A 17,943-nucleotide genomic window follows, 5' to 3' on the forward strand; every position below is an offset into this window, starting at 1 on the left:
GATCTGTTTGACGACGCCTGCATGAATTGTTAAGCGATCACCACGTATCGCGGCAGGTGCCGCCTCTTGGGCCATGCGGGCCGATATGACGTACGCAGCGGGCCAAATCAGTGTCCGCACAACCCGGACATTTATGACAAAATTCTCTGATCTGAAGCTCAGCCCAAAAGTTCTTAAAGCCATCGAAGAAGCTGGCTATGAATCCCCCACCCCCATTCAAGCGGGTGCCATCCCCCCTGCCCTAGAAGGCAAAGACGTTTTGGGCATCGCCCAGACCGGCACCGGCAAAACGGCAAGTTTCGTTCTGCCGATGATCACGATTCTGGCGCGTGGCCGCGCCCGTGCGCGGATGCCCCGGTCTTTGGTGCTCTGCCCGACGCGAGAGCTGGCCGCGCAGGTTGCCGAAAACTTTGACACGTATTCAAAGCATGTCAAACTGACCAAGGCGCTGCTGATTGGCGGTGTCTCCTTCAAGGAACAGGACACGCTGATCGACAAGGGCGTGGACGTTCTGATCGCGACTCCCGGACGCCTGCTCGATCATTTCGAACGTGGCAAGCTGATCCTGAACGACGTGAAGGTCATGGTTGTGGACGAGGCTGACCGGATGCTCGACATGGGCTTTATCCCGGACATCGAACGCATCTTCGGACTGACGCCCTTTACCCGTCAGACATTGTTCTTCTCGGCCACGATGGCGCCCGAGATTGAACGGATCACCAATACGTTCCTCAGCAACCCAGAGCGGATCGAAGTGGCCCGCCAGGCCACCACGGGTGAAAATATCACCCAAGGCGTGGTGATGTTCAAAGGTTCACGCAAGGATCGTGAAGGATCCGAAAAGCGTAAAGTGCTCCGGATGCTGATCGATGCCGAGGGTGATAAATGCACCAACGCTATCATCTTCTGCAACCGGAAGACGGACGTTGATATCGTCGCCAAGTCACTGAAGAAATACGGCTATGATGCCGCGCCAATCCACGGTGATCTGGATCAAAGCCAGCGGACCAAGACGCTTGACGGCTTCCGTGAGGGGTCGCTGCGGTTTCTTATCGCCTCTGATGTGGCGGCGCGGGGGCTAGACGTGCCTTCTGTTTCTCACGTGTTCAATTTCGACGTGCCAAGCCACGCCGAAGACTATGTGCACCGCATTGGCCGCACAGGGCGCGCCGGGCGGGATGGTACAGCGATCATGATCTGCGTCCCACGGGACGAGAAGAACCTCGCTGATGTTGAGCGTCTGGTGCAGCGGGAAATTCCCCGATTAGACAATCCGCTCAGCTCTGGTAAATCGGACGAAACCAGCACATCGTCGGAAGAGGACAAGCCGAAAAAGACAACAAGGTCGCGCAGCCGCTCTCGGAAAGAAGATAAGGCACCAACAGAAGACAATGCACCGACCGAGGCAAAGTCTGCTGAACCAATCGCCGAGAAGACCGAGAAGCCAAAGGAAGAGAAGTCAGCACAGCCCAAATCCGAAGGGCGCGGAGACGATAACCGCCGAGGCAAAGACAATAACCAGCGCAGCAAGGACAAGCGTGGCGGTCGCAACAACAACGATCGCGGCGGCAACAAGGTTGTCGGACTGGGCGATCACACACCGGATTTCATTGGTCTCAGCTTCGCAGATCGCGAAACCTAAGCCAAAAAGAAACACCCAAAACAAAAGGCCCCGCATTTGCGGGGCCTTTTTCGTTCTAAAGGATGACGAGTTCCTTAGCTCAAGCGGCTGACCACCACCGTCACTTCAGGCTTCTTGCCAATCTCGTTCTGTGCGGATTGCCGCGTCAGACGGCGCAACTCGTCGTTCAGCTTTGAATCGTCACGCAGCGTTGCGGCCTTGGCGCGGCCAAGAAACTGGCTCAGGTCCTGTTCCAGCACGTCAACCAGCGGCGCATTGTTACGGCCGGTTTCCGGCAGCCCCATACAATCAACCCATGGATCACCCAACGGCTCATCTTCCTCATCCAGGATCACCGTCACGGTCACATGACCGTTCAGCGCCATGCGGATGCGGTCACGCACCACACCGTCGAGCGCGCCCACCTGAACGGATCCATCCAGATAGGTCCGACCGGTTTCAACATATTCCGTGACCTTGGGCTTGTTGCCAGACAGGTCGATCATCATGCCGTTGACGGCCAGAACACCCTGCATCCCGCGCGTCTCAGCCAGTTTTACATGCTCGCGCAGATGGCGGTGCTCGCCGTGCATCGGGATCACCACCTGTGGTTTGACCACATCATGCAGTGTTTCCAGATCGGGCCGGTTGGCGTGGCCGGAAACATGGTACTTGCCGTTGCTGTCGTCGACCACGTCGACACCCATCTCGGAGAATTGGTTGATGATGCGGATCACACCCTTTTCGTTGCCGGGGATCGTCTTGGAAGAGAACAGGAACAGATCCCCCTCTTTCAGCTCCATCCCTTGATACTTGCCCCGTGCCAACTGTGCAGAGGCAGCACGCCGCTCACCTTGGGATCCGGTGACCAGCAACATCAGGTTCTCACGCGGGATCGCGCGGGCGTCCTCGGGGCTGACCACCTTGGGAAAGTCTTTCATCACACCCGTTTCAAGCGCGGCCTCGACCATGCGGCGCATGGCGCGCCCCAACAGCACAACGGACCGGCCGGACTTCTGCGCCGCCATCGCGAGCGTTTGGACGCGGGCCACGTTGGAGGCGAAGGTCGTTGCCACGACCATGCCAGCGGCGTTGCTGACCAGTTCCTCGATTGCCGGACCAAGCGTCGCCTCGGACCGTCCCGGTTCTGGTGAAAAGACATTGGTGCTGTCGCAAATCAGGGCTTTGACACCATCCTTGCAGACCTCTGACCAAAGCGCCGGATCAAAGGGTTCGCCCACACCCGGCGTCAGGTCGATCTTGAAATCGCCTGAGTGGATCACACGGCCATCAGGCGTATCAATCACCAAGGCCGAGCTTTCGGGGATGGAATGCGAGATCGGCAGGAACCCAACCATGAACGGCCCTGCCCCCTGCTGGTGTGGCCAAGGGCCAACGGTTTTCACGGCGTCCTCGGGGTGGCCATACTCCTCCATCTTGCGCCGCGCGATGTTGGCGGTAAAGTTCCGCGCATAGATCGGCACTTTGAGGTCTTCGTAGGTATGGGCCACCGCGCCTACGTGGTCTTCGTGCGCGTGGGTGACAAAGACTGCCTCGATCTGGTCGCGGCGTTCCTTCAGCCACGCGATATCGGGCAGGATCAGGTCCACACCGGGGCTGGTGTCCATATCCGGAAAGGCCACGCCCAGATCGACGACGATCAGCCGCTCCTTGCCGGGTTTGCCGTAGCCATAGACATAGGCATTCATGCCAATTTCACCCGCCCCGCCGAGGGGAAGGTAGATCAAACGTTCGCTGCTCATATTATTCAGCTAATTCCTTGTTATACTTATAAATCACGGTCAGGCCGTGCATCGTGAGGTCATCTTCGATGACGTCGAATAGGTCTTCGGTTTGCGCGAACAACGGGGCCAGCCCGCCGGTCGCGATGATTTTCATTGTCTGGTCGCGTTCGGCCTTGATCCGGGCGCAGATCTCTTTGACCAGCCCGATATAGCCCCAGAAGATGCCCGATTGAATACAGGCAACGGTGTTGGTGCCTACTACACGCTGCGGTTTGGTAATGTCCACATGCGGTAGGGCCGCTGCTGCCATATGTAGTGCTTCGAGTGACAGATTAACACCCGGCGCGATTACACCGCCGACATAAGCCCCGTCACGGCCCGCAACGTCGAAGGTGGTTGCGGTGCCGAAATCCACCACGATCAGGTTGCCGCCATGCCGGTCAAAGGCGCCCGCCGTGTTGACCAGACGGTCTGGCCCGACGCTGGTGCCCTGATCAACCCGTGGGTTGGCAGGCAACAGACAATCTGGCTTGCCCACCACCAGCGGTCGGCAGCCGAAATACTGATCCGAGAACACACGCAGGTTGAACACAACGCGCGGCACCGTGGACGAGATGATCACATCCGTGATTTCAGGCTTGATCCCATGATGGTTCAGAAGCGTGGAGAACCACGTAAAATACGCATCCGCCGTCCGCGCATGATGGGTCGAGGTGCGGAAGGTACAAAGAAACTTCTCGCCATCCCAGATGGAAAACACGGTGTTGGTATTGCCGCAATCGATGGCCAATAGCATCCTGCAGGCCTCCTTTAGAAAAAAACTTCAGCAGCAGTGATGGCCTGAGCGCCCTTTGCTGTCCGTAGGATCAGGTTACCCGCTTCATCCACATCCTCAAAGGTGCCGGTAAAGCTCTCTTTCATGGTCCGGGCTGTGATCACCTCGCCCAGTCTGGCCGCCTGAGCCAGCCATGCCCGACGGATCGGGGCAAAACCATGTGTGACGAATTGGTCTTCCAGACGGGCGTATTCCGAGGCGAGTACATTCAGGAACACCTCTGGATCAACATCAACGTCAAGATCGCGTGACAGGCTCATCGGTCGCAAGGCACCCGGCTCCACTTGGTCCGGATCTGGGGCATGAAGCAGGTTGACGCCAATCCCGATGATCAGATGGTCCCCGGTGCTTTCCAGCAAAATGCCCGCGACCTTGCCACCGTGTAAAAGCACGTCGTTGGGCCATTTCAGCGCAAAGGCGGAAGCCTGACCGGTCGTGGCGGCAAAAGTGTGGTAAAGCGCAAGTGAGGCCACAAAGCTGCGTAGTGCCGCCACACCGGGATCCTCCATCCGACGCAGGATCAGCGTTCCGGCAAAGTTGCCGCGCGGCGTGGCCCAAGCCCGCCCGCGCCTGCCGCGTGCTGCAGTCTGCTCCAACGCCAAGAGCCACGTCGGCCCGACGACGGTTGGCAATCTCCGCGATGCCTCGGACAAGGTCGAATCGACCGTGTCCAGCACAACCCGCGCGTACCCGTCAGGCCACGCGCTCATCTCTTTGCTCTTGTCAGAATACTGTCCCGCCGGTGCTGCATGCGCCAGCAGGATCAGTTCACCAGCGCGCCGGCAGCGGCCTGCGCGGCTGCTTCAACGCCAAACATGTTGATAATCCCCAGCACCATGATCAGCGCGGAGGCCGTCAGGAAGATCGGCAGAACGCCGCCACCCGACCGGTCAAGCTGTTCAGATTGTTCTTCTCCGAAGTACATGTAGAACACGATGCGCAGGTAGTAATAGGCACCGATCACACTTGCGATCACGCCGGCAATTGCCAGCCACGCCAGACCCGCCTCATAGGCCGCGCGAAGCACGTAGAACTTGCCAAAGAAGCCCAGCATCGGCGGCACACCCGCAAGGCTGAACAGCAGGACAAGCATCGCCAGCGCCCGGCCCGGGTTCTGCTTGGCATACATGTTGAGCGACCCGATATCTGCAACAGGTGCGCCGTCTTTCTGCATCAACAGGATGAAGGCGAACGTACCGACATTCATCGTCACATAGATCGCCATGTAGACCAGCATCGCCTGCACGCCAAAAGCAGTACCTGCGGCAAGGCCCATAAGCGCGTAGCCCATGTGCGCGATCGAAGAGAACGCCATCAGACGCTTGATGTTGGTCTGACCAATCGCGGCGATTGCGCCAAGGAACATCGACAGCACCGACAAGAGCGCCACGATCTGCTGCCAATCGCCGACAGCATTGCCGAAGGCGTCATGCAGCACGCGCGCAAACAGCGCCATCGCCGCAACCTTGGGCGCTGTGGCAAAGAAGGCGGTGACGGGTGTTGGCGAACCCTCATAGACGTCCGGTGTCCACATATGAAACGGCACGGCAGATACCTTGAAAGCCAGACCCGCGATCAGGAACACAATGCCAAAGAGCAATCCGATAGATGTCTCTCCGGTCTGAGCGGTCGTGATGATTCCAGAGAACAGCGTCGTGCCCGCATAGCCATAGACCAGCGACGCACCATAAAGCAGCAGACCGGAGGACAAGGCACCAAGAACGAAGTACTTCAAGCCAGCCTCGGTCGATTTCACGCTGTCCCGGCGGAGCGAGGCTACAACATAAAGAGCAAGCGATTGCAGTTCGAGGCCCATATAAAGCGCCATCAGGTCGCCCGCGCTGACCATCATCATCATGCCCACTGCCGCCAAAGCTATCAGCATTGGATATTCGAACCGGAGCAGCCCGCGCGTTTTCATGTAGTTTTCGGACATGATCAGCACCGCCGCTGCCGACAGCAGGATCGTCACCTTGGCAAACCGGGCAAAACTGTCCTCGATAAACATCCCGTTGAACGCCACGCGCGTACCCTCGCCCGTGGTGCCGATCCATGCGGCCAACAGAACAAAAATTGCGCCGGTAGCCCAGACCAGCAAACCGCCGATCTTGTCCTTGGTGGTGTAGACCGCAACCAGCAGCCCGGCCAAGGCAAAGGCCGAGAGCAGGATTTCGGGCAGAATGACGTTCAGATCAGCGGAAATCATCGCATGTATCCTTAATTCGCAGCTTCTGCGGTCTGGATGGCAGCATCTGCCGCCTCCACCGCGCTTGCATAATTCTCAACCAGTGCCGCCACGGACGGGCCAATGATATCCAGCACCAATGCCGGATAGACCCCCAGCAGCAGCGTCATCACAACCAGCGGCGCAAAGATCCAACGCTCGCGCGGGGACATATCCGTGATCGCCTTGAGGCTTTCCTTGATCAACTCGCCCATCACGACCCGGCGGTAAAGCCAGAGCGCGTAGGCCGCAGAAAAGATCACGCCTGTCGTTGCAACAGCAGCGACCCAGGTGTTCACCTGGAATGTCGCCATCAAGGTCAGGAATTCACCAACGAAGCCCGAGGTGCCCGGCAGGCCGACGTTGGCCATCGTAAACAGCATGAAGATCAGCGCATAGACCGGCATCCGGTTCACCAGACCGCCGTAAGCGTCAATCTCGCGGGTGTGCATCCGGTCATAGATCACACCGACACACAGAAAGAGCGCGCCGGAAATAAAGCCGTGGCTGATCATCTGGAAGATCGCGCCGTCGATGCCCTGCTGGTTTGCGGCAAAGATACCCATCGTCACGAAACCCATGTGCGCGACCGACGAATAGGCAATCAGCTTTTTCATATCTTCCTGCACCAGCGCCACAAGCGAGGTGTAGACAATCGCGATGGCGGACATCCACAGCACCAGCGGCCCCATCACGTCCGACCCGACCGGGAACATCGGCAAAGAGAACCGAAGGAAGCCGTAGCCCCCCATCTTCAAGAGGATTGCCGCCAGCACGACCGAACCCGCTGTGGGGGCCTGAACGTGCGCATCGGGCAGCCACGTATGCACCGGCCACATCGGCATCTTCACTGCAAAACTTGCGAAGAAGGCAAGGAACATCAGCGTTTGCAAGCCACCGACGATCTGGACACCCAACAAGCTGAAGCTCTCAGAACCAAAAGTGTGGTTCAGCAGGCTGATGTCACAGGCCCCGATACAGGTCGTACCCGCATCCGCATACATCGCGACCATCGCCACCAGCATCAGAACGGAACCAAGGAAGGTGTAGAGGAAGAACTTGAAACTGGCGTAGATGCGGTTCGCCCCGCCCCAGATGCCGATGATCAGGAACATCGGGATCAGACCCGCTTCGAAGAAGACGTAGAACAGCACGAGATCCAGCGCCATGAACACGCCCAGCATGAGCGTTTCCAGCACGAGGAAGGCAATCATGTATTCCTTGACCCGCGTTGTGACGCCCCAGCTTGCCGCGATCACCAGCGGCATCATGAAGGTGGTCAGCATCACGAAGAGGATCGAAATACCGTCAACACCCATGCGGTAGCTGAGGCCAAGCACCCATTCGCTTTCGGTTACGAACTGGAAACCAGTATCGTTGGGATCAAACTCGAACAGCACGAAAAGCGAAATCAGGAAAGTCGCTGTCGTTGTGATCATCGCCAGCCATTTGGCGTTGCGTTGTGCCGCCTCATCATCGCCACGCAGAAAGACGACCAGAATAGCCGCTGCAAATGCAGGCAGGAACGTGATGATGGAAAGAAGATGCGTGTCCATCAGTTCGACCCTCCGGTCAGCGTCATCCAGGTGATCAAAACCGCAAGGCCGATCACCATGGCAAAGGCGTAGGTGAAGATGTAGCCAGACTGCGCCTTACCGGCGAGCCGTGTGAAGAAGGGGATGATCCCCATTGCAACGCCATTGAGCGTCCCGTCGATCACGTTGCCGTCCCCGCGCTTCCAGAAGAAGCGGCCAATGGCCTTGGCGGGCTGAACGAAGATCACGTTGTATATCTCGTCGAAGTACCACTTATTCAGCAGGAACTGATATAGCGGTTGCTGGTTCGCGGCCAGACGGCCCGGCAGACTTGGGTTCCAGATGTAGAACCACATCGCCATCACAAAACCGATCAGCATCGCGATGAAGGGTGAAACCTTGACCCACTTGGGCGCAGAATGGGCATCTTCTAGAACAGTATTCTCTGCACCGAAATAAAGCGCCCCTTCCCCCGGAGCGCCACCAAACGCCGCATGATGTTCGCCGCCGTGACCCTCATCCGCGCCATGCGCGTCATCGGCTTTGCCTTCGCTATCCTCCGCTCCGTCCGTATGGGCGTCACCCGCCGCGGCTTCCTCGGCCAGAGGGATATCATAGAAGGCCGCAACGTACTTGTGGTCACCAAAGAAAGGTTTGAACCAGATCATCCCGGCAAATACGGCCCCCACAGCCAACACGCCAAGCGGCACGAGCATTGTCATCGGGCTTTCGTGGGCATGCTCATGGGTATGTTTATTGCCGCGCGGCTCGCCGTAGAAGGTCAGGAACATCAGCCGCCAGCTGTAGAAAGACGTAAAGCACGCCGCGACAACCAGCAGCCAGAAGCCGTACATGGAACCGCCAGCCCAGGCGGATTCAATAATGGCATCCTTGGACAGGAAGCCCGCGAAACCATAATGCGTCAGCGGAATACCCACCCCGGTGATTGCCAGCGTGCCGATCATCATCGCGGCAAAGGTATAGGGGATCTTTTTCCGCAGGCCGCCGTAGTTGCGCATGTCCTGCTCGTGGTGCATCGCATGGATGACAGAACCCGCCCCGAGGAAAAGCATCGCCTTGAAGAACGCGTGCGTGAAAAGGTGGAACATGGCCGCCGAATACATGCCCACACCAGCCGCCACGAACATGTAGCCAAGCTGTGAACAGGTCGAATAGGCGATCACGCGCTTGATGTCGTTCTGCACCAGACCCACGGTCGCGGCAAAGAACGCTGTTGTCGCGCCCAGCACGGTGACGAACATCATCGCCTCTGGTGCAAATTCCATCAGCGGTGACACGCGGCAGACAAGGAAGACACCCGCCGTTACCATGGTCGCCGCGTGGATCAGCGCTGACACCGGTGTCGGACCTTCCATCGCATCGGGCAACCACGTGTGCAGGAATAGCTGTGCCGATTTACCCATCGCACCGACGAACAACAGGAAGGCGATAAGGTTCGCCGCATTCCAGTCTGTCCAAAGGAAGCTGATCGTCTGCTCAGCCAAGTCAGGGGCTGCGGCAAAGATATCGTCAAAACGGATGCTGTCTGTCATCAGGAACAGCGCAAAGATGCCCAAGGCAAACCCGAAGTCACCCACCCTGTTGACCACGAAAGCCTTGATCGCCGCTGCGTTGGCCGATGGTTTTTTGTAATAAAACCCGATGAGCAGGTACGAGGCCACGCCCACGCCCTCCCAGCCAAAGAACATCTGCACAAGGTTGTCGGAAGTCACCAGCATCAGCATCGCGAAGGTGAAAAACGACAGATACGCAAAAAAGCGCGCACGGTAATTCTCGTTCTCACCGGCAAAATTGTCGTCGTGCGCCATGTAGCCAAAGGAATAGAGATGGACGAGGCTTGAGACCGACGTCACCACGATTAGCATGATCGCTGTCAGCCGGTCCAGCCGGATCGACCAGTCCGTGCTGAGTGTGCCGCTCTCAATGAACCTAAGGATCTGGATCTGCTCGGTCGGGCCTTCGAATGTCAGAAACACGACCCAGCTAAGTGCCGCAGCAAGAAACAACAGCCCTGTTGAAATCCACTGTGCGGCAACCTCGCCAATGATTTTCCAGCCGAAGCCCGCGATGATCGCGCCCACGAGCGGGGCAAAAAGGATGGTGGTTTCCATTTCCTTATCCCTTCATCACGTTGACGTCTTCCACCGCGATCGTGCCACGGTTGCGGAAGAAGCAGACAAGGATTGCAAGGCCAATCGCGGCCTCTGCAGCGGCAACGGTCAGAACAAAGAGCGTGTAGACCTGCCCGACCAGATCGCCCAGGAAACTGGAGAAGGCGACGAAATTGATGTTCACCGCCAGCAGCATCAGTTCGATGCTCATCAGCAGGATGATCACGTTCTTGCGGTTCAGGAATAGCCCGAAGATGCCGATGACGAAGAGCGTCGCCGCCACCGTCAGGTAATGTTCAAGTCCGATCATGTCGTCCCTCAGTCCTTCAATTGAGCGGGGTTGGCTCCCCACCCTGTGCAGCAGCTCTCGCTACTGCGGATATTTCGTCCCGGTCAGGCGCCTAAAGCCCCTGCCCCGGTTTCACGTCCTTCAGTTCCATAGCCTTCGCCGGGTCACGCATCATTTGCGCGACCACATCCTGCCGCTTGACGTCCACACGGTGGCGCAGGGTCAGCACGATGGCACCGATCATTGCCACCAGCAGGATCAATCCGGCAAGCTGGAACAGAAGAAAATAATCGTCATACAAGATCAGCCCGAGCGCTGCCGTATTCTGCACGCCTGCGTCGGTTACCTGCGTACGCAAGCCTTCGGCGCTTGCGTTGCTTTCCCACGCGCCAAAGGCCATGACGAATTGCATCAGGATGATCAGTCCGATCAACAGGGCAAGCGGCATGTATTTCGCCATTTCCGCCTTCAATTCGGCGAAATCCACGTCCAGCATCATCACCACGAACAGGAACAGCACTGCAACTGCGCCCACATAGACGATGATCAAAAGCATTGCGACGAATTCGGCGCCCAGCATGACGAACAGCCCGGCCGATGACAGGAACGCAAGGATCAACCAGAGCACGGAATGCACCGGATTGCGGCTGACCACCGTGAACAGGCCGCCCGCGATTACGCTGATCGCGAAAAGGTAGAAAGCAAAGACACTCATGCGTCACCCTTATTTTCATCGAAAACCTGCCCGGCGAATTCAAGCGCCCGCGTCATGGACGGCAGCCCCGCAAAAACAGAGGTCTGCGCAATGGTTTCCTTGATATGCTGCTCTGTGGCCCCAGCTTCGAGCGCGTGCCGCACCGTCTGGCGGAAAACCACATCGCTTTGCGCACCCTGCGTGGTCAGCCCCGCGATGGTCAGCAACAAGCGCGTGCGCGCGTCCAGACCGTCCTTGTTGACGGTGTTGCCGAACATCATTTCCATCATGTCCTTTGGCATCGTCCCCATCATCGCCTCAAATACCTTGGGCGAGAAGGCGTCGATGGTCGGGAACGCCTTGGTCATTTCCTGCGCCTGCTTGAACAGCGCCTCAAAGGGATTGGGTGCATCACTCATCTGTAGGGCGCATCCATTTCGAGGTTCCGCGCTATCTCTGCTTCCCAGCGGTCGCCGTTCTCCAGAAGTTTCGCCTTGTCGTAGTACAGCTCTTCGCGCGTTTCGGTTGAAAACTCGAAATTCGGACCTTCGACAATGGCATCCACCGGGCAGGCTTCCTGACAGAAGCCGCAGTAAATGCATTTGGTCATGTCGATGTCATAGCGCGTGGTGCGGCGCGAACCGTCTTCACGCGGCTCCGCGTCAATCGTAATCGCCTGCGCCGGGCAAACCGCTTCACACAGCTTGCAGGCGATGCAGCGTTCCTCGCCGTTCGGATAGCGGCGCAACGCGTGTTCGCCGCGGAAACGCGGGGACAAAGGTCCCTTTTCATGCGGGTAGTTCACGGTCACCTTGGGCCGGAACATATACTTCAGACCAAGGGCAAACCCTTTTACAAAGTCCTGCAAAAGGAAGTACTTGGCGGCGCGGGAATAATCGATCTGCGTCATATCAACCTCACATCGGCCAGCGGGCATAGATGCCCCAGAACCATTCGAATTTTGCCGCAAAGGCCACGAACACCACCCAGAAGAGCGAGAACGGCAGGAAGACCTTCCATCCAAGACGCATCAACTGGTCATAGCGGTAACGTGGGGTGATCGCCTTCACCATGGAGAAGCAGAAGAAGACGAACAGCATCTTCAGGAACATCCACAGGAAACCATCGGGCAGGAAGGGCAGCGGTGACAGCCAACCACCGAGGAACAGCAGCGACACCAGTGCGCACATCAGCACCACCGCAACCAGTTCACCGATCATGAAGAGGAGGAATGGCGTGGAGGAATATTCAACCTGATATCCCGCAACCAGCTCTGATTCCGCTTCCGGCAGGTCGAAGGGGGGACGGTTTGTTTCAGCCAAGGCGCTGATAAAGAACAGGATAAGCATCGGGAAATGCGGCAGGAAGTACCAGTTCAGGATGCCACCTGCGCCCTCTTGGGCCGCAACGATCGAGGAAAAGTTCATCGATCCTGTCGAGATGATCACGCCAATGATGATCAGACCGATGGATACCTCATACGAAATCATCTGTGCAGCAGACCGGAGCGAGCCAAGGAAGGGATATTTCGAGTTTGACGCCCAGCCGCCCATGATCACGCCGTAAACCTCCAGAGAGGAGATTGCGAAAACATAGAGGATCGCGACGTTGATATCCGCCAATACCCAGCCTTCGTTGAATGGGATCACCGCCCAGGCGATCAACGCCATGACAAGGCTGACCATCGGCGCAAGCAAGAAGACTGCGCGGTCGGCACCCGCAGGTATCACCACCTCTTTCACAACGTATTTCAAAAGGTCCGCGAAGGACTGCATCAGCCCCCATACACCAACAACGTTGGGGCCCCGGCGCATCTGAACCGCAGCCCAGATCTTGCGATCCGCATACATAAGGAAGGCGAGGCACAGCAGCAGCGGCAGCATGATCAACAAGACCTGCCCCACCATCAGCAGCCCCATGCCGAGGCCGGTTTGCGTAAAGAAGTCAGCCATTGTCCCTCATACCGTCGGTATGCCGCGTTCGGCGCAGTTTGCTGCGACGACTTCGGCGTCGATTGTCTTTATGCCTCGTGGCAAGCTTGGCGAGATCGTGTAAACAGCATCGCCGCGCCAAATGCCACCCTGTTGCGCCACATTTGTGCGCACATGTCTTGCGAATCCGTATCCCCGGATGAGCGTATATTGCGCAGCTGCACATTCAGCATAGTCTTCGACATCCTGCGTGCTGAGCGCATTGGTCATCGCCACGTTGAATTGCACCAGATCACCTTCAAGCAAAGATGTGTTTACCCCTTTGTATTCAGGGATAAAATCCGATGCCATGGGCACAGCGGGTTCACATGCCGCAAGCGCCAGTGTGGCAAGGGCGGTCACCGCTCTCACTCCGCCGCCATGGGTTTGGCGGCACGGGCGGCCGCGCCCGCCGAAAGTTCCGCCATCAACTGGCTGGCACGCGCGATGGGATTCGACAGGTAGAAATCCGTGATTGCATGTCCGAAAGCGGCCTTTCCGACTTTGCCGCGCTTCAGAGGTTGCCATTCATTGTCGGCCACCTGATCCACATTGCCCAGATGAGGCACAGCCTTGACCAGTTGCTGACGCAGTGCCGCGATTGAATCGAAAGGCAAGGTCGCATCAAGTTCGGCTGAAAGTGCCCGCAGGATCGCCCAGTTTTCTTTGGCCTGACCGGGTGCAAAGCTGGCGCGTTGTGCCACTTGCGGCCGCCCTTCGGTGTTGACGAACAGTCCGGGCTCTTCTGTGTAGGCTGCCGCCGGAAGGATGATATCCGCCCGATGCGCGCCCCGGTCGCCGTGGCTGCCCTGGTAGATCACGAAGGGCCCCGCCGGAATGTCGCCCTCGTCCGCACCAAGGTTGTAGATCACGTCGCAGCCAAGCACGTCTTTGACGCCGCCATCAGCTGTTGCGCCAATGTCCATGGCCCCGACGCGGCCCGCAGCGGTGTGCAGAACCATGAATTTCGATTGCGTGCTTTCCGCCAGCGCCATTGCTTCGGCCAGCACCGCCTCGCCGTCCTCACGGGCCAGCGCGGCCTGTCCGACGATGATAACAGAGGGCTTCTCACCCAATTCAGCATGATCCCGTTTCACCAATTCCGTCAGAACGGAGGGGTCTTCGCCAATGTGGTCATAGGTATAGGTCAGATCGACCGCCTCACCGATGACACCCACGTTCGCGCCGCGCGTCCACGCCTTGCGGATGCGTGCGTTCAGAACCGGTGCTTCGATAGCCGGGTTTGTCCCGATCAGCATGATCGCTTGAGCGGTATCAAGATCCTCGACACGGGCGGTGCCGACGTAAGCAGAACGGTTGCCCGCAGGAAGCTTTGCCCCATCGGTCCGGCATTCAACAACGCCGCCCTGTCCCTCAATCAGCTGTTTCAACGCATAGACAGCCTCGACCGGGGCCAAATCGCCAGCGAGACCACCAACCTCCTTGCCCTTCATCGCCGCCGCTGCCGCAGCCAGCGCCTCGGGCCAGTCCGCTTTGCGCAGTTTGCCGTTCTCACGGATGTAAGGCGTGTCCAGACGCTGTCGGCGCAGACCGTCCCAGACGAAACGCGTCTTGTCGGAAATCCATTCCTCGTTCACGCCGTCATGGTTGCGCGGCAGGAAACGCATCACTTCGCGCCCCTTGGTATCAACACGAATGTTCGAACCGAGCGCGTCCATCACGTCGATGGATTCGGTCTTTGTCAGCTCCCATGGGCGTGCAGTAAAGGCGTAGGGCTTGGAGACCAGCGCACCCACCGGGCAAAGGTCAATGATGTTGCCTTGCAGGTTCGAATCCAGCGTCTCGCCCAAATAGGACGTGATTTCGGCATCCTCGCCACGGCCTGTCTGTCCCATTTTGGTGATGCCCGCGACCTCGGTCGTGAAGCGCACGCAGCGCGTGCAGGAAATGCAGCGCGTCATATGCGTTTCAACCAGTGGCCCCAGATCAAGATCCTCGGTCGCACGCTTGGGTTCGCGATAGCGAGAGAAATCAACACCGTAGGCCATCGCCTGATCCTGCAAATCACATTCACCACCCTGATCGCAGATCGGGCAGTCCAGCGGGTGGTTGATCAGCAGGAATTCCATCACGCCTTCACGGGCCTTCTTGACCATGGGCGAGTTCGTCTTGACCACCGGCGGCTGGCCTTCAGGACCGGGACGCAGATCGCGCACCTGCATCGCGCAGCTTGCCGCAGGCTTGGGCGGGCCGCCAACGACCTCGACCAGACACATCCGGCAGTTGCCGGCAATCGACAGACGTTCATGGTAGCAAAAACGCGGAATTTCGATGCCTGCCTGCTCGCAAGCCTGAATGAGGGTCATCGCCCCATCCGTCTCAATTTCCTTACCGTCGATAACGATCTTGCGGAGGTCGCTCATATGCTCACTTTGCTCTCAGTAAAGAGCCGATCCGGCTCGATTTTTGAATCTCTTCCAGTCCAAGCGCACAATAGCTTTGTGGGTCCGAAGTATCGACCCCTCTTTGTGCGAAAAATACCTTTGCTTTGGCCTTGAGTCGGTCCTTTTCTGCGTCGCTGTCGGTATAGGCCTCGATCTCTTGCGAGGTATAGCCCAAAGCCTGCGCTTTTTGCTCAAGATCGCGGACATATTTCACGGCGCGGAACATGCGGGCACCGATGCTGGGGCAGTTTTTGCGAATGCGGTCCGCGATACCAAGGTCAAACAGGGCATCATCAATCGCGGAGACCTCCCGCAACGGGGGTTTGGCGTCAGCAGCGCTTGCCAGGAGAAATGCGCCCAATAGGGCTGCACATAAGTATCTCATTGTTGCTCATCCTCATGTGGTGCGGGCGGATTTGCCCGCCTACCACATGGGTTTTCGTCCCTATGATATGCAATAACAGACGGCCCGCCTGCCTTTGCGCGCCCCTTATCGCGTATTTCAAAGCTGAGGGCAAACCCCTTGGAACACCAAGGTATTATCGACGATCTGAAGCTCTTCGGGGGGCGTATCCGGGCCAACAGCCCAAGTGATTTTCGAACTTCCGTAGTTCTCAACGCAGTAAGAAACGCCCGCATGACGCCCCGCCTCGCGCGCACCGTCGAGCGAGCGTGCCACATCGCGGATACGCACCGTAAACACGTGACGCTGCTTGTCGACTTTCGAGACCTTCGTGCGGAAATACTGCCCGTCAAACGCAATCCGGTTTTGGCTGTCGGTACATCCCGCCAGCACACCCAAGGCAACCACGCCTGCTACTGCCAATTTCATCATCGTTGAACCCTCGAATGTGTAGGCCGTTGCGCGGCCGCTTTGTCGATCACCACGATGGAATCGTGAATGTGCAGCCCGTTGAATTCCTGAGCCTGCTCCGGGATGCTGAGCTCTTTCTTCCCGTGATACCAGCTGTGCATGTCGTCAATCATGTGCCGCACCGTATTAAAGAAATTCGTCGGTGCGCGAAAGCCTCCGCCAAAGCGTGGATAATAGGACGTGTGCAGATCCTCGATCATATAGGTGCCGCCCTCGGTCAGCATCGGGAACAGCACGCGCAGGGGTTTTTCGATGTGTGGCATCCTGTGGCTGCCATCATCCAGCACCACGTCCACGCCGCCCATCTCCTTGACCACTTCGGCCAGGAAGTCAGGATCGTCCTGTGATCCGATCCGCACCATCCCCGACTGGCCGTCATACTGCGCACAGTCCGGATTGATGTCGATCCCGCACAGCACGGCGTCCTTGCCCAGATAGCGGCGCCACATCTGGAGTGAGCCACCGTTGTTCACACCAATCTCAAGGAATTTGACCGCTGTGTCGCGGTAACGGCCAAAGTACCGGTCATAGAGCGGGAGGTAGTGGTGCCACTTGTGCACCTTCACCCCTTCATTCCCAGCGTAGATGTCGAGCAAATCGCCATCAAAGCCATAACGTTCCCGGATATCCGCCGCGACGTCACCGTCTTCCGGGAATCTGAACTTTTTCATTGGCTGCTCCTGCTCTGACGTGGGGTTTTTCCCCTTATGGCGTCCATATTTGCGAAAAAGCCGTTTCAGGCAACCTTTGTATCCCGACACCCATGTGTCTGGTGCATCTTGGCCTCAGCCAAATGGGCCCAGCCAAAGGCATGATCGCTGTCGCCATGGGCGCGCAGGTGCTCCAGTCGAGCGAGCGCTTCGTCCAAAGTCGGCTGATGCCCCACAGGCACCCACCACATGACGAAATGCAAATCACTCAAGACCTCAAACCATTCTTGTCTGCGCTGATAGAACTGTTTGTGAATGGTTCCCCAGACGAAGGTTTCCAGCGTTTCGATGCTCTCCCAGACACTCAGGTTCGGAATGAACTGCGGATCGCCGTCAATCGCGCTGTCCGTGTTTCCGGTGCCAGCGGCCCCCTCCATCATCCAGACAAAGCCGGGCATCCGTTTCGCCAGCCCATTGATTTTGTCGAGGTTGGCCATGAATTCACCCACTCGAAGATCGTCAACAGGGGCGATAAGGCGCCCGACGTTCAATTCGGCAAGATGCATGTTTGTCATGTGAGGTTTACCTTTCCGATCAGAAAGCTTCGGTCTTCGCGGCGGCGCAAAGTGCTTGGCTTTCAGGGGAAACACTGAAGCCGTACTTCGATGCGAAATCCTCGATGTGTTTGTCAAAGCTTAGGGGATGTGTTGGCGCGTAGCGACCCGCCAGCGTGCGCGCGTGGATACCCCGGTCGCCGAACTGGGCAATCAATGCGTGCAGATGCCAATTGCCTCCCGCGGTATCGAAGGCCACGGTTTCACAAGTATCGGAAAACCGCCGCGCCATGATCTGTTCGAACTGGCTGCGGACAGTGAATTCGGGCATTTGCGTTTTTGCCGCACCGGCACCGACCCAACAAGCCAAACTAGAGGAAAAGACGCAGATCGCGCGGCACTGAAGGCCGCGCCG

Annotated in this window: 19 protein-coding genes; 1 reads left to right on the top strand and 18 read right to left on the bottom strand. The window is 57.9% G+C overall.

Annotated elements, in window-relative coordinates; genetic code table 11:
* Positions 1 to 133 precede the first annotated feature (133 nt).
* Entirely contained in the window at positions 134 to 1,642 is a 1,509-nt protein-coding gene (locus GV827_RS01140) for a DEAD/DEAH box helicase (RefSeq protein WP_164351852.1), read from the top strand.
* A gap of 74 nt (positions 1,643 to 1,716) precedes the next feature.
* On the opposite strand, the gene GV827_RS01145 is transcribed toward GV827_RS01140, so the two are convergent.
* The 18 genes from GV827_RS01145 to GV827_RS01230 form a co-directional block, all read right to left on the bottom strand.
* Positions 1,717 to 3,384 (bottom strand): ribonuclease J, encoded by a 1,668-nt coding sequence (locus tag GV827_RS01145; protein ID WP_164351853.1) that lies wholly within the window; start codon positions 3,382 to 3,384, stop codon positions 1,717 to 1,719.
* 1 nt (position 3,385) lies between these two features.
* Complete coding sequence (locus tag GV827_RS01150) at positions 3,386 to 4,162, bottom strand: type III pantothenate kinase (protein WP_164351854.1); 777 nt, start codon at positions 4,160 to 4,162, stop codon at positions 3,386 to 3,388.
* A 14-nt stretch (positions 4,163 to 4,176) separates the two neighbouring features.
* Positions 4,177 to 4,911, bottom strand: a complete 735-nt coding sequence (locus GV827_RS01155; protein ID WP_164351855.1) for a biotin--[acetyl-CoA-carboxylase] ligase — start codon at positions 4,909 to 4,911, stop codon at positions 4,177 to 4,179.
* A gap of 53 nt (positions 4,912 to 4,964) precedes the next feature.
* Positions 4,965 to 6,407, bottom strand: a complete 1,443-nt coding sequence (nuoN, locus tag GV827_RS01160) for an NADH-quinone oxidoreductase subunit NuoN (RefSeq protein ID WP_164351856.1) — start codon at positions 6,405 to 6,407, stop codon at positions 4,965 to 4,967.
* An 11-nt stretch (positions 6,408 to 6,418) separates the two neighbouring features.
* Positions 6,419 to 7,981, bottom strand: coding sequence for an NADH-quinone oxidoreductase subunit M (locus GV827_RS01165; RefSeq protein ID WP_164351857.1), 1,563 nt, complete (start codon positions 7,979 to 7,981; stop codon positions 6,419 to 6,421).
* Positions 7,981 to 10,092, bottom strand: a complete 2,112-nt coding sequence (nuoL, locus tag GV827_RS01170; RefSeq protein WP_164351858.1) for an NADH-quinone oxidoreductase subunit L — start codon at positions 10,090 to 10,092, stop codon at positions 7,981 to 7,983. The genes GV827_RS01165 and nuoL overlap by 1 nt, the downstream gene beginning before the upstream one ends.
* A gap of 4 nt (positions 10,093 to 10,096) precedes the next feature.
* Complete coding sequence (gene nuoK, locus GV827_RS01175; RefSeq protein ID WP_025048953.1) at positions 10,097 to 10,402, bottom strand: NADH-quinone oxidoreductase subunit NuoK; 306 nt, start codon at positions 10,400 to 10,402, stop codon at positions 10,097 to 10,099.
* Between the two features lie 91 nt (positions 10,403 to 10,493).
* Positions 10,494 to 11,096 (bottom strand): NADH-quinone oxidoreductase subunit J, encoded by a 603-nt coding sequence (locus tag GV827_RS01180; protein ID WP_164351859.1) that lies wholly within the window; start codon positions 11,094 to 11,096, stop codon positions 10,494 to 10,496.
* Positions 11,093 to 11,494, bottom strand: a complete 402-nt coding sequence (locus GV827_RS01185) for a carboxymuconolactone decarboxylase family protein (protein WP_164351860.1) — start codon at positions 11,492 to 11,494, stop codon at positions 11,093 to 11,095. Before GV827_RS01185 ends, GV827_RS01180 begins: the two co-directional genes overlap by 4 nt.
* Positions 11,491 to 11,985 (bottom strand): NADH-quinone oxidoreductase subunit NuoI, encoded by a 495-nt coding sequence (gene nuoI, locus GV827_RS01190; protein WP_164351861.1) that lies wholly within the window; start codon positions 11,983 to 11,985, stop codon positions 11,491 to 11,493. The genes GV827_RS01185 and nuoI overlap by 4 nt, the downstream gene beginning before the upstream one ends.
* Positions 11,986 to 11,992: 7 nt before the next feature.
* Positions 11,993 to 13,027, bottom strand: coding sequence for an NADH-quinone oxidoreductase subunit NuoH (gene nuoH / locus GV827_RS01195; protein ID WP_164351862.1), 1,035 nt, complete (start codon positions 13,025 to 13,027; stop codon positions 11,993 to 11,995).
* Positions 13,028 to 13,033: 6 nt separating this feature from the next.
* A complete protein-coding gene (locus GV827_RS01200) occupies positions 13,034 to 13,357 on the bottom strand; it encodes a hypothetical protein (protein WP_164352181.1) in 324 nt (107 codons plus the stop codon).
* Positions 13,358 to 13,413: 56 nt separating this feature from the next.
* Positions 13,414 to 15,429, bottom strand: a complete 2,016-nt coding sequence (gene nuoG, locus GV827_RS01205) for an NADH-quinone oxidoreductase subunit NuoG (RefSeq protein ID WP_164351863.1) — start codon at positions 15,427 to 15,429, stop codon at positions 13,414 to 13,416.
* A gap of 4 nt (positions 15,430 to 15,433) precedes the next feature.
* A complete protein-coding gene (locus GV827_RS01210; RefSeq protein WP_164351864.1) occupies positions 15,434 to 15,835 on the bottom strand; it encodes a DUF5333 domain-containing protein in 402 nt (133 codons plus the stop codon).
* Positions 15,836 to 15,952: 117 nt separating this feature from the next.
* Positions 15,953 to 16,282 carry a hypothetical protein gene (locus GV827_RS01215; protein WP_164351865.1) on the bottom strand — a complete coding sequence of 110 codons (330 nt, stop codon included), beginning with the start codon at positions 16,280 to 16,282 and terminating at the stop codon, positions 15,953 to 15,955.
* Positions 16,282 to 16,995 carry a class I SAM-dependent methyltransferase gene (locus GV827_RS01220; protein ID WP_164351866.1) on the bottom strand — a complete coding sequence of 238 codons (714 nt, stop codon included), beginning with the start codon at positions 16,993 to 16,995 and terminating at the stop codon, positions 16,282 to 16,284. Before GV827_RS01220 ends, GV827_RS01215 begins: the two co-directional genes overlap by 1 nt.
* 65 nt (positions 16,996 to 17,060) lie before the next feature.
* Entirely contained in the window at positions 17,061 to 17,549 is a 489-nt protein-coding gene (locus GV827_RS01225; protein ID WP_164351867.1) for a DUF3291 domain-containing protein, read from the bottom strand.
* 19 nt (positions 17,550 to 17,568) lie between these two features.
* Entirely contained in the window at positions 17,569 to 17,859 is a 291-nt protein-coding gene (locus tag GV827_RS01230) for a hypothetical protein (RefSeq protein ID WP_164351868.1), read from the bottom strand.
* Positions 17,860 to 17,943 lie beyond the last annotated feature (84 nt).

This window comes from Sulfitobacter sediminilitoris (assembly GCF_010667575.1).
In the GTDB taxonomy this organism is placed as follows: Bacteria; Pseudomonadota; Alphaproteobacteria; order Rhodobacterales; family Rhodobacteraceae; genus Sulfitobacter; species Sulfitobacter sediminilitoris.

Coding starts and splice junctions, on each gene's coding strand:
- GV827_RS01140 (WP_164351852.1), top strand. CDS start 134: ATGACAAAATTCTCTGATCTGAAGCTCAGCCCAAAAGTTCTTAAAGCC.
- GV827_RS01145 (WP_164351853.1), bottom strand. CDS start 3,384: ATGAGCAGCGAACGTTTGATCTACCTTCCCCTCGGCGGGGCGGGTGAA.
- GV827_RS01150 (WP_164351854.1), bottom strand. CDS start 4,162: ATGCTATTGGCCATCGATTGCGGCAATACCAACACCGTGTTTTCCATC.
- GV827_RS01155 (WP_164351855.1), bottom strand. CDS start 4,911: ATGAGCGCGTGGCCTGACGGGTACGCGCGGGTTGTGCTGGACACGGTC.
- nuoN (WP_164351856.1), bottom strand. CDS start 6,407: ATGATTTCCGCTGATCTGAACGTCATTCTGCCCGAAATCCTGCTCTCG.
- GV827_RS01165 (WP_164351857.1), bottom strand. CDS start 7,981: ATGGACACGCATCTTCTTTCCATCATCACGTTCCTGCCTGCATTTGCA.
- nuoL (WP_164351858.1), bottom strand. CDS start 10,092: ATGGAAACCACCATCCTTTTTGCCCCGCTCGTGGGCGCGATCATCGCG.
- nuoK (WP_025048953.1), bottom strand. CDS start 10,402: ATGATCGGACTTGAACATTACCTGACGGTGGCGGCGACGCTCTTCGTC.
- GV827_RS01180 (WP_164351859.1), bottom strand. CDS start 11,096: ATGAGTGTCTTTGCTTTCTACCTTTTCGCGATCAGCGTAATCGCGGGC.
- GV827_RS01185 (WP_164351860.1), bottom strand. CDS start 11,494: ATGAGTGATGCACCCAATCCCTTTGAGGCGCTGTTCAAGCAGGCGCAG.
- nuoI (WP_164351861.1), bottom strand. CDS start 11,985: ATGACGCAGATCGATTATTCCCGCGCCGCCAAGTACTTCCTTTTGCAG.
- nuoH (WP_164351862.1), bottom strand. CDS start 13,027: ATGGCTGACTTCTTTACGCAAACCGGCCTCGGCATGGGGCTGCTGATG.
- GV827_RS01200 (WP_164352181.1), bottom strand. CDS start 13,357: ATGGCATCGGATTTTATCCCTGAATACAAAGGGGTAAACACATCTTTG.
- nuoG (WP_164351863.1), bottom strand. CDS start 15,429: ATGAGCGACCTCCGCAAGATCGTTATCGACGGTAAGGAAATTGAGACG.
- GV827_RS01210 (WP_164351864.1), bottom strand. CDS start 15,835: ATGAGATACTTATGTGCAGCCCTATTGGGCGCATTTCTCCTGGCAAGC.
- GV827_RS01215 (WP_164351865.1), bottom strand. CDS start 16,282: ATGAAATTGGCAGTAGCAGGCGTGGTTGCCTTGGGTGTGCTGGCGGGA.
- GV827_RS01220 (WP_164351866.1), bottom strand. CDS start 16,995: ATGAAAAAGTTCAGATTCCCGGAAGACGGTGACGTCGCGGCGGATATC.
- GV827_RS01225 (WP_164351867.1), bottom strand. CDS start 17,549: ATGACAAACATGCATCTTGCCGAATTGAACGTCGGGCGCCTTATCGCC.
- GV827_RS01230 (WP_164351868.1), bottom strand. CDS start 17,859: ATGCCCGAATTCACTGTCCGCAGCCAGTTCGAACAGATCATGGCGCGG.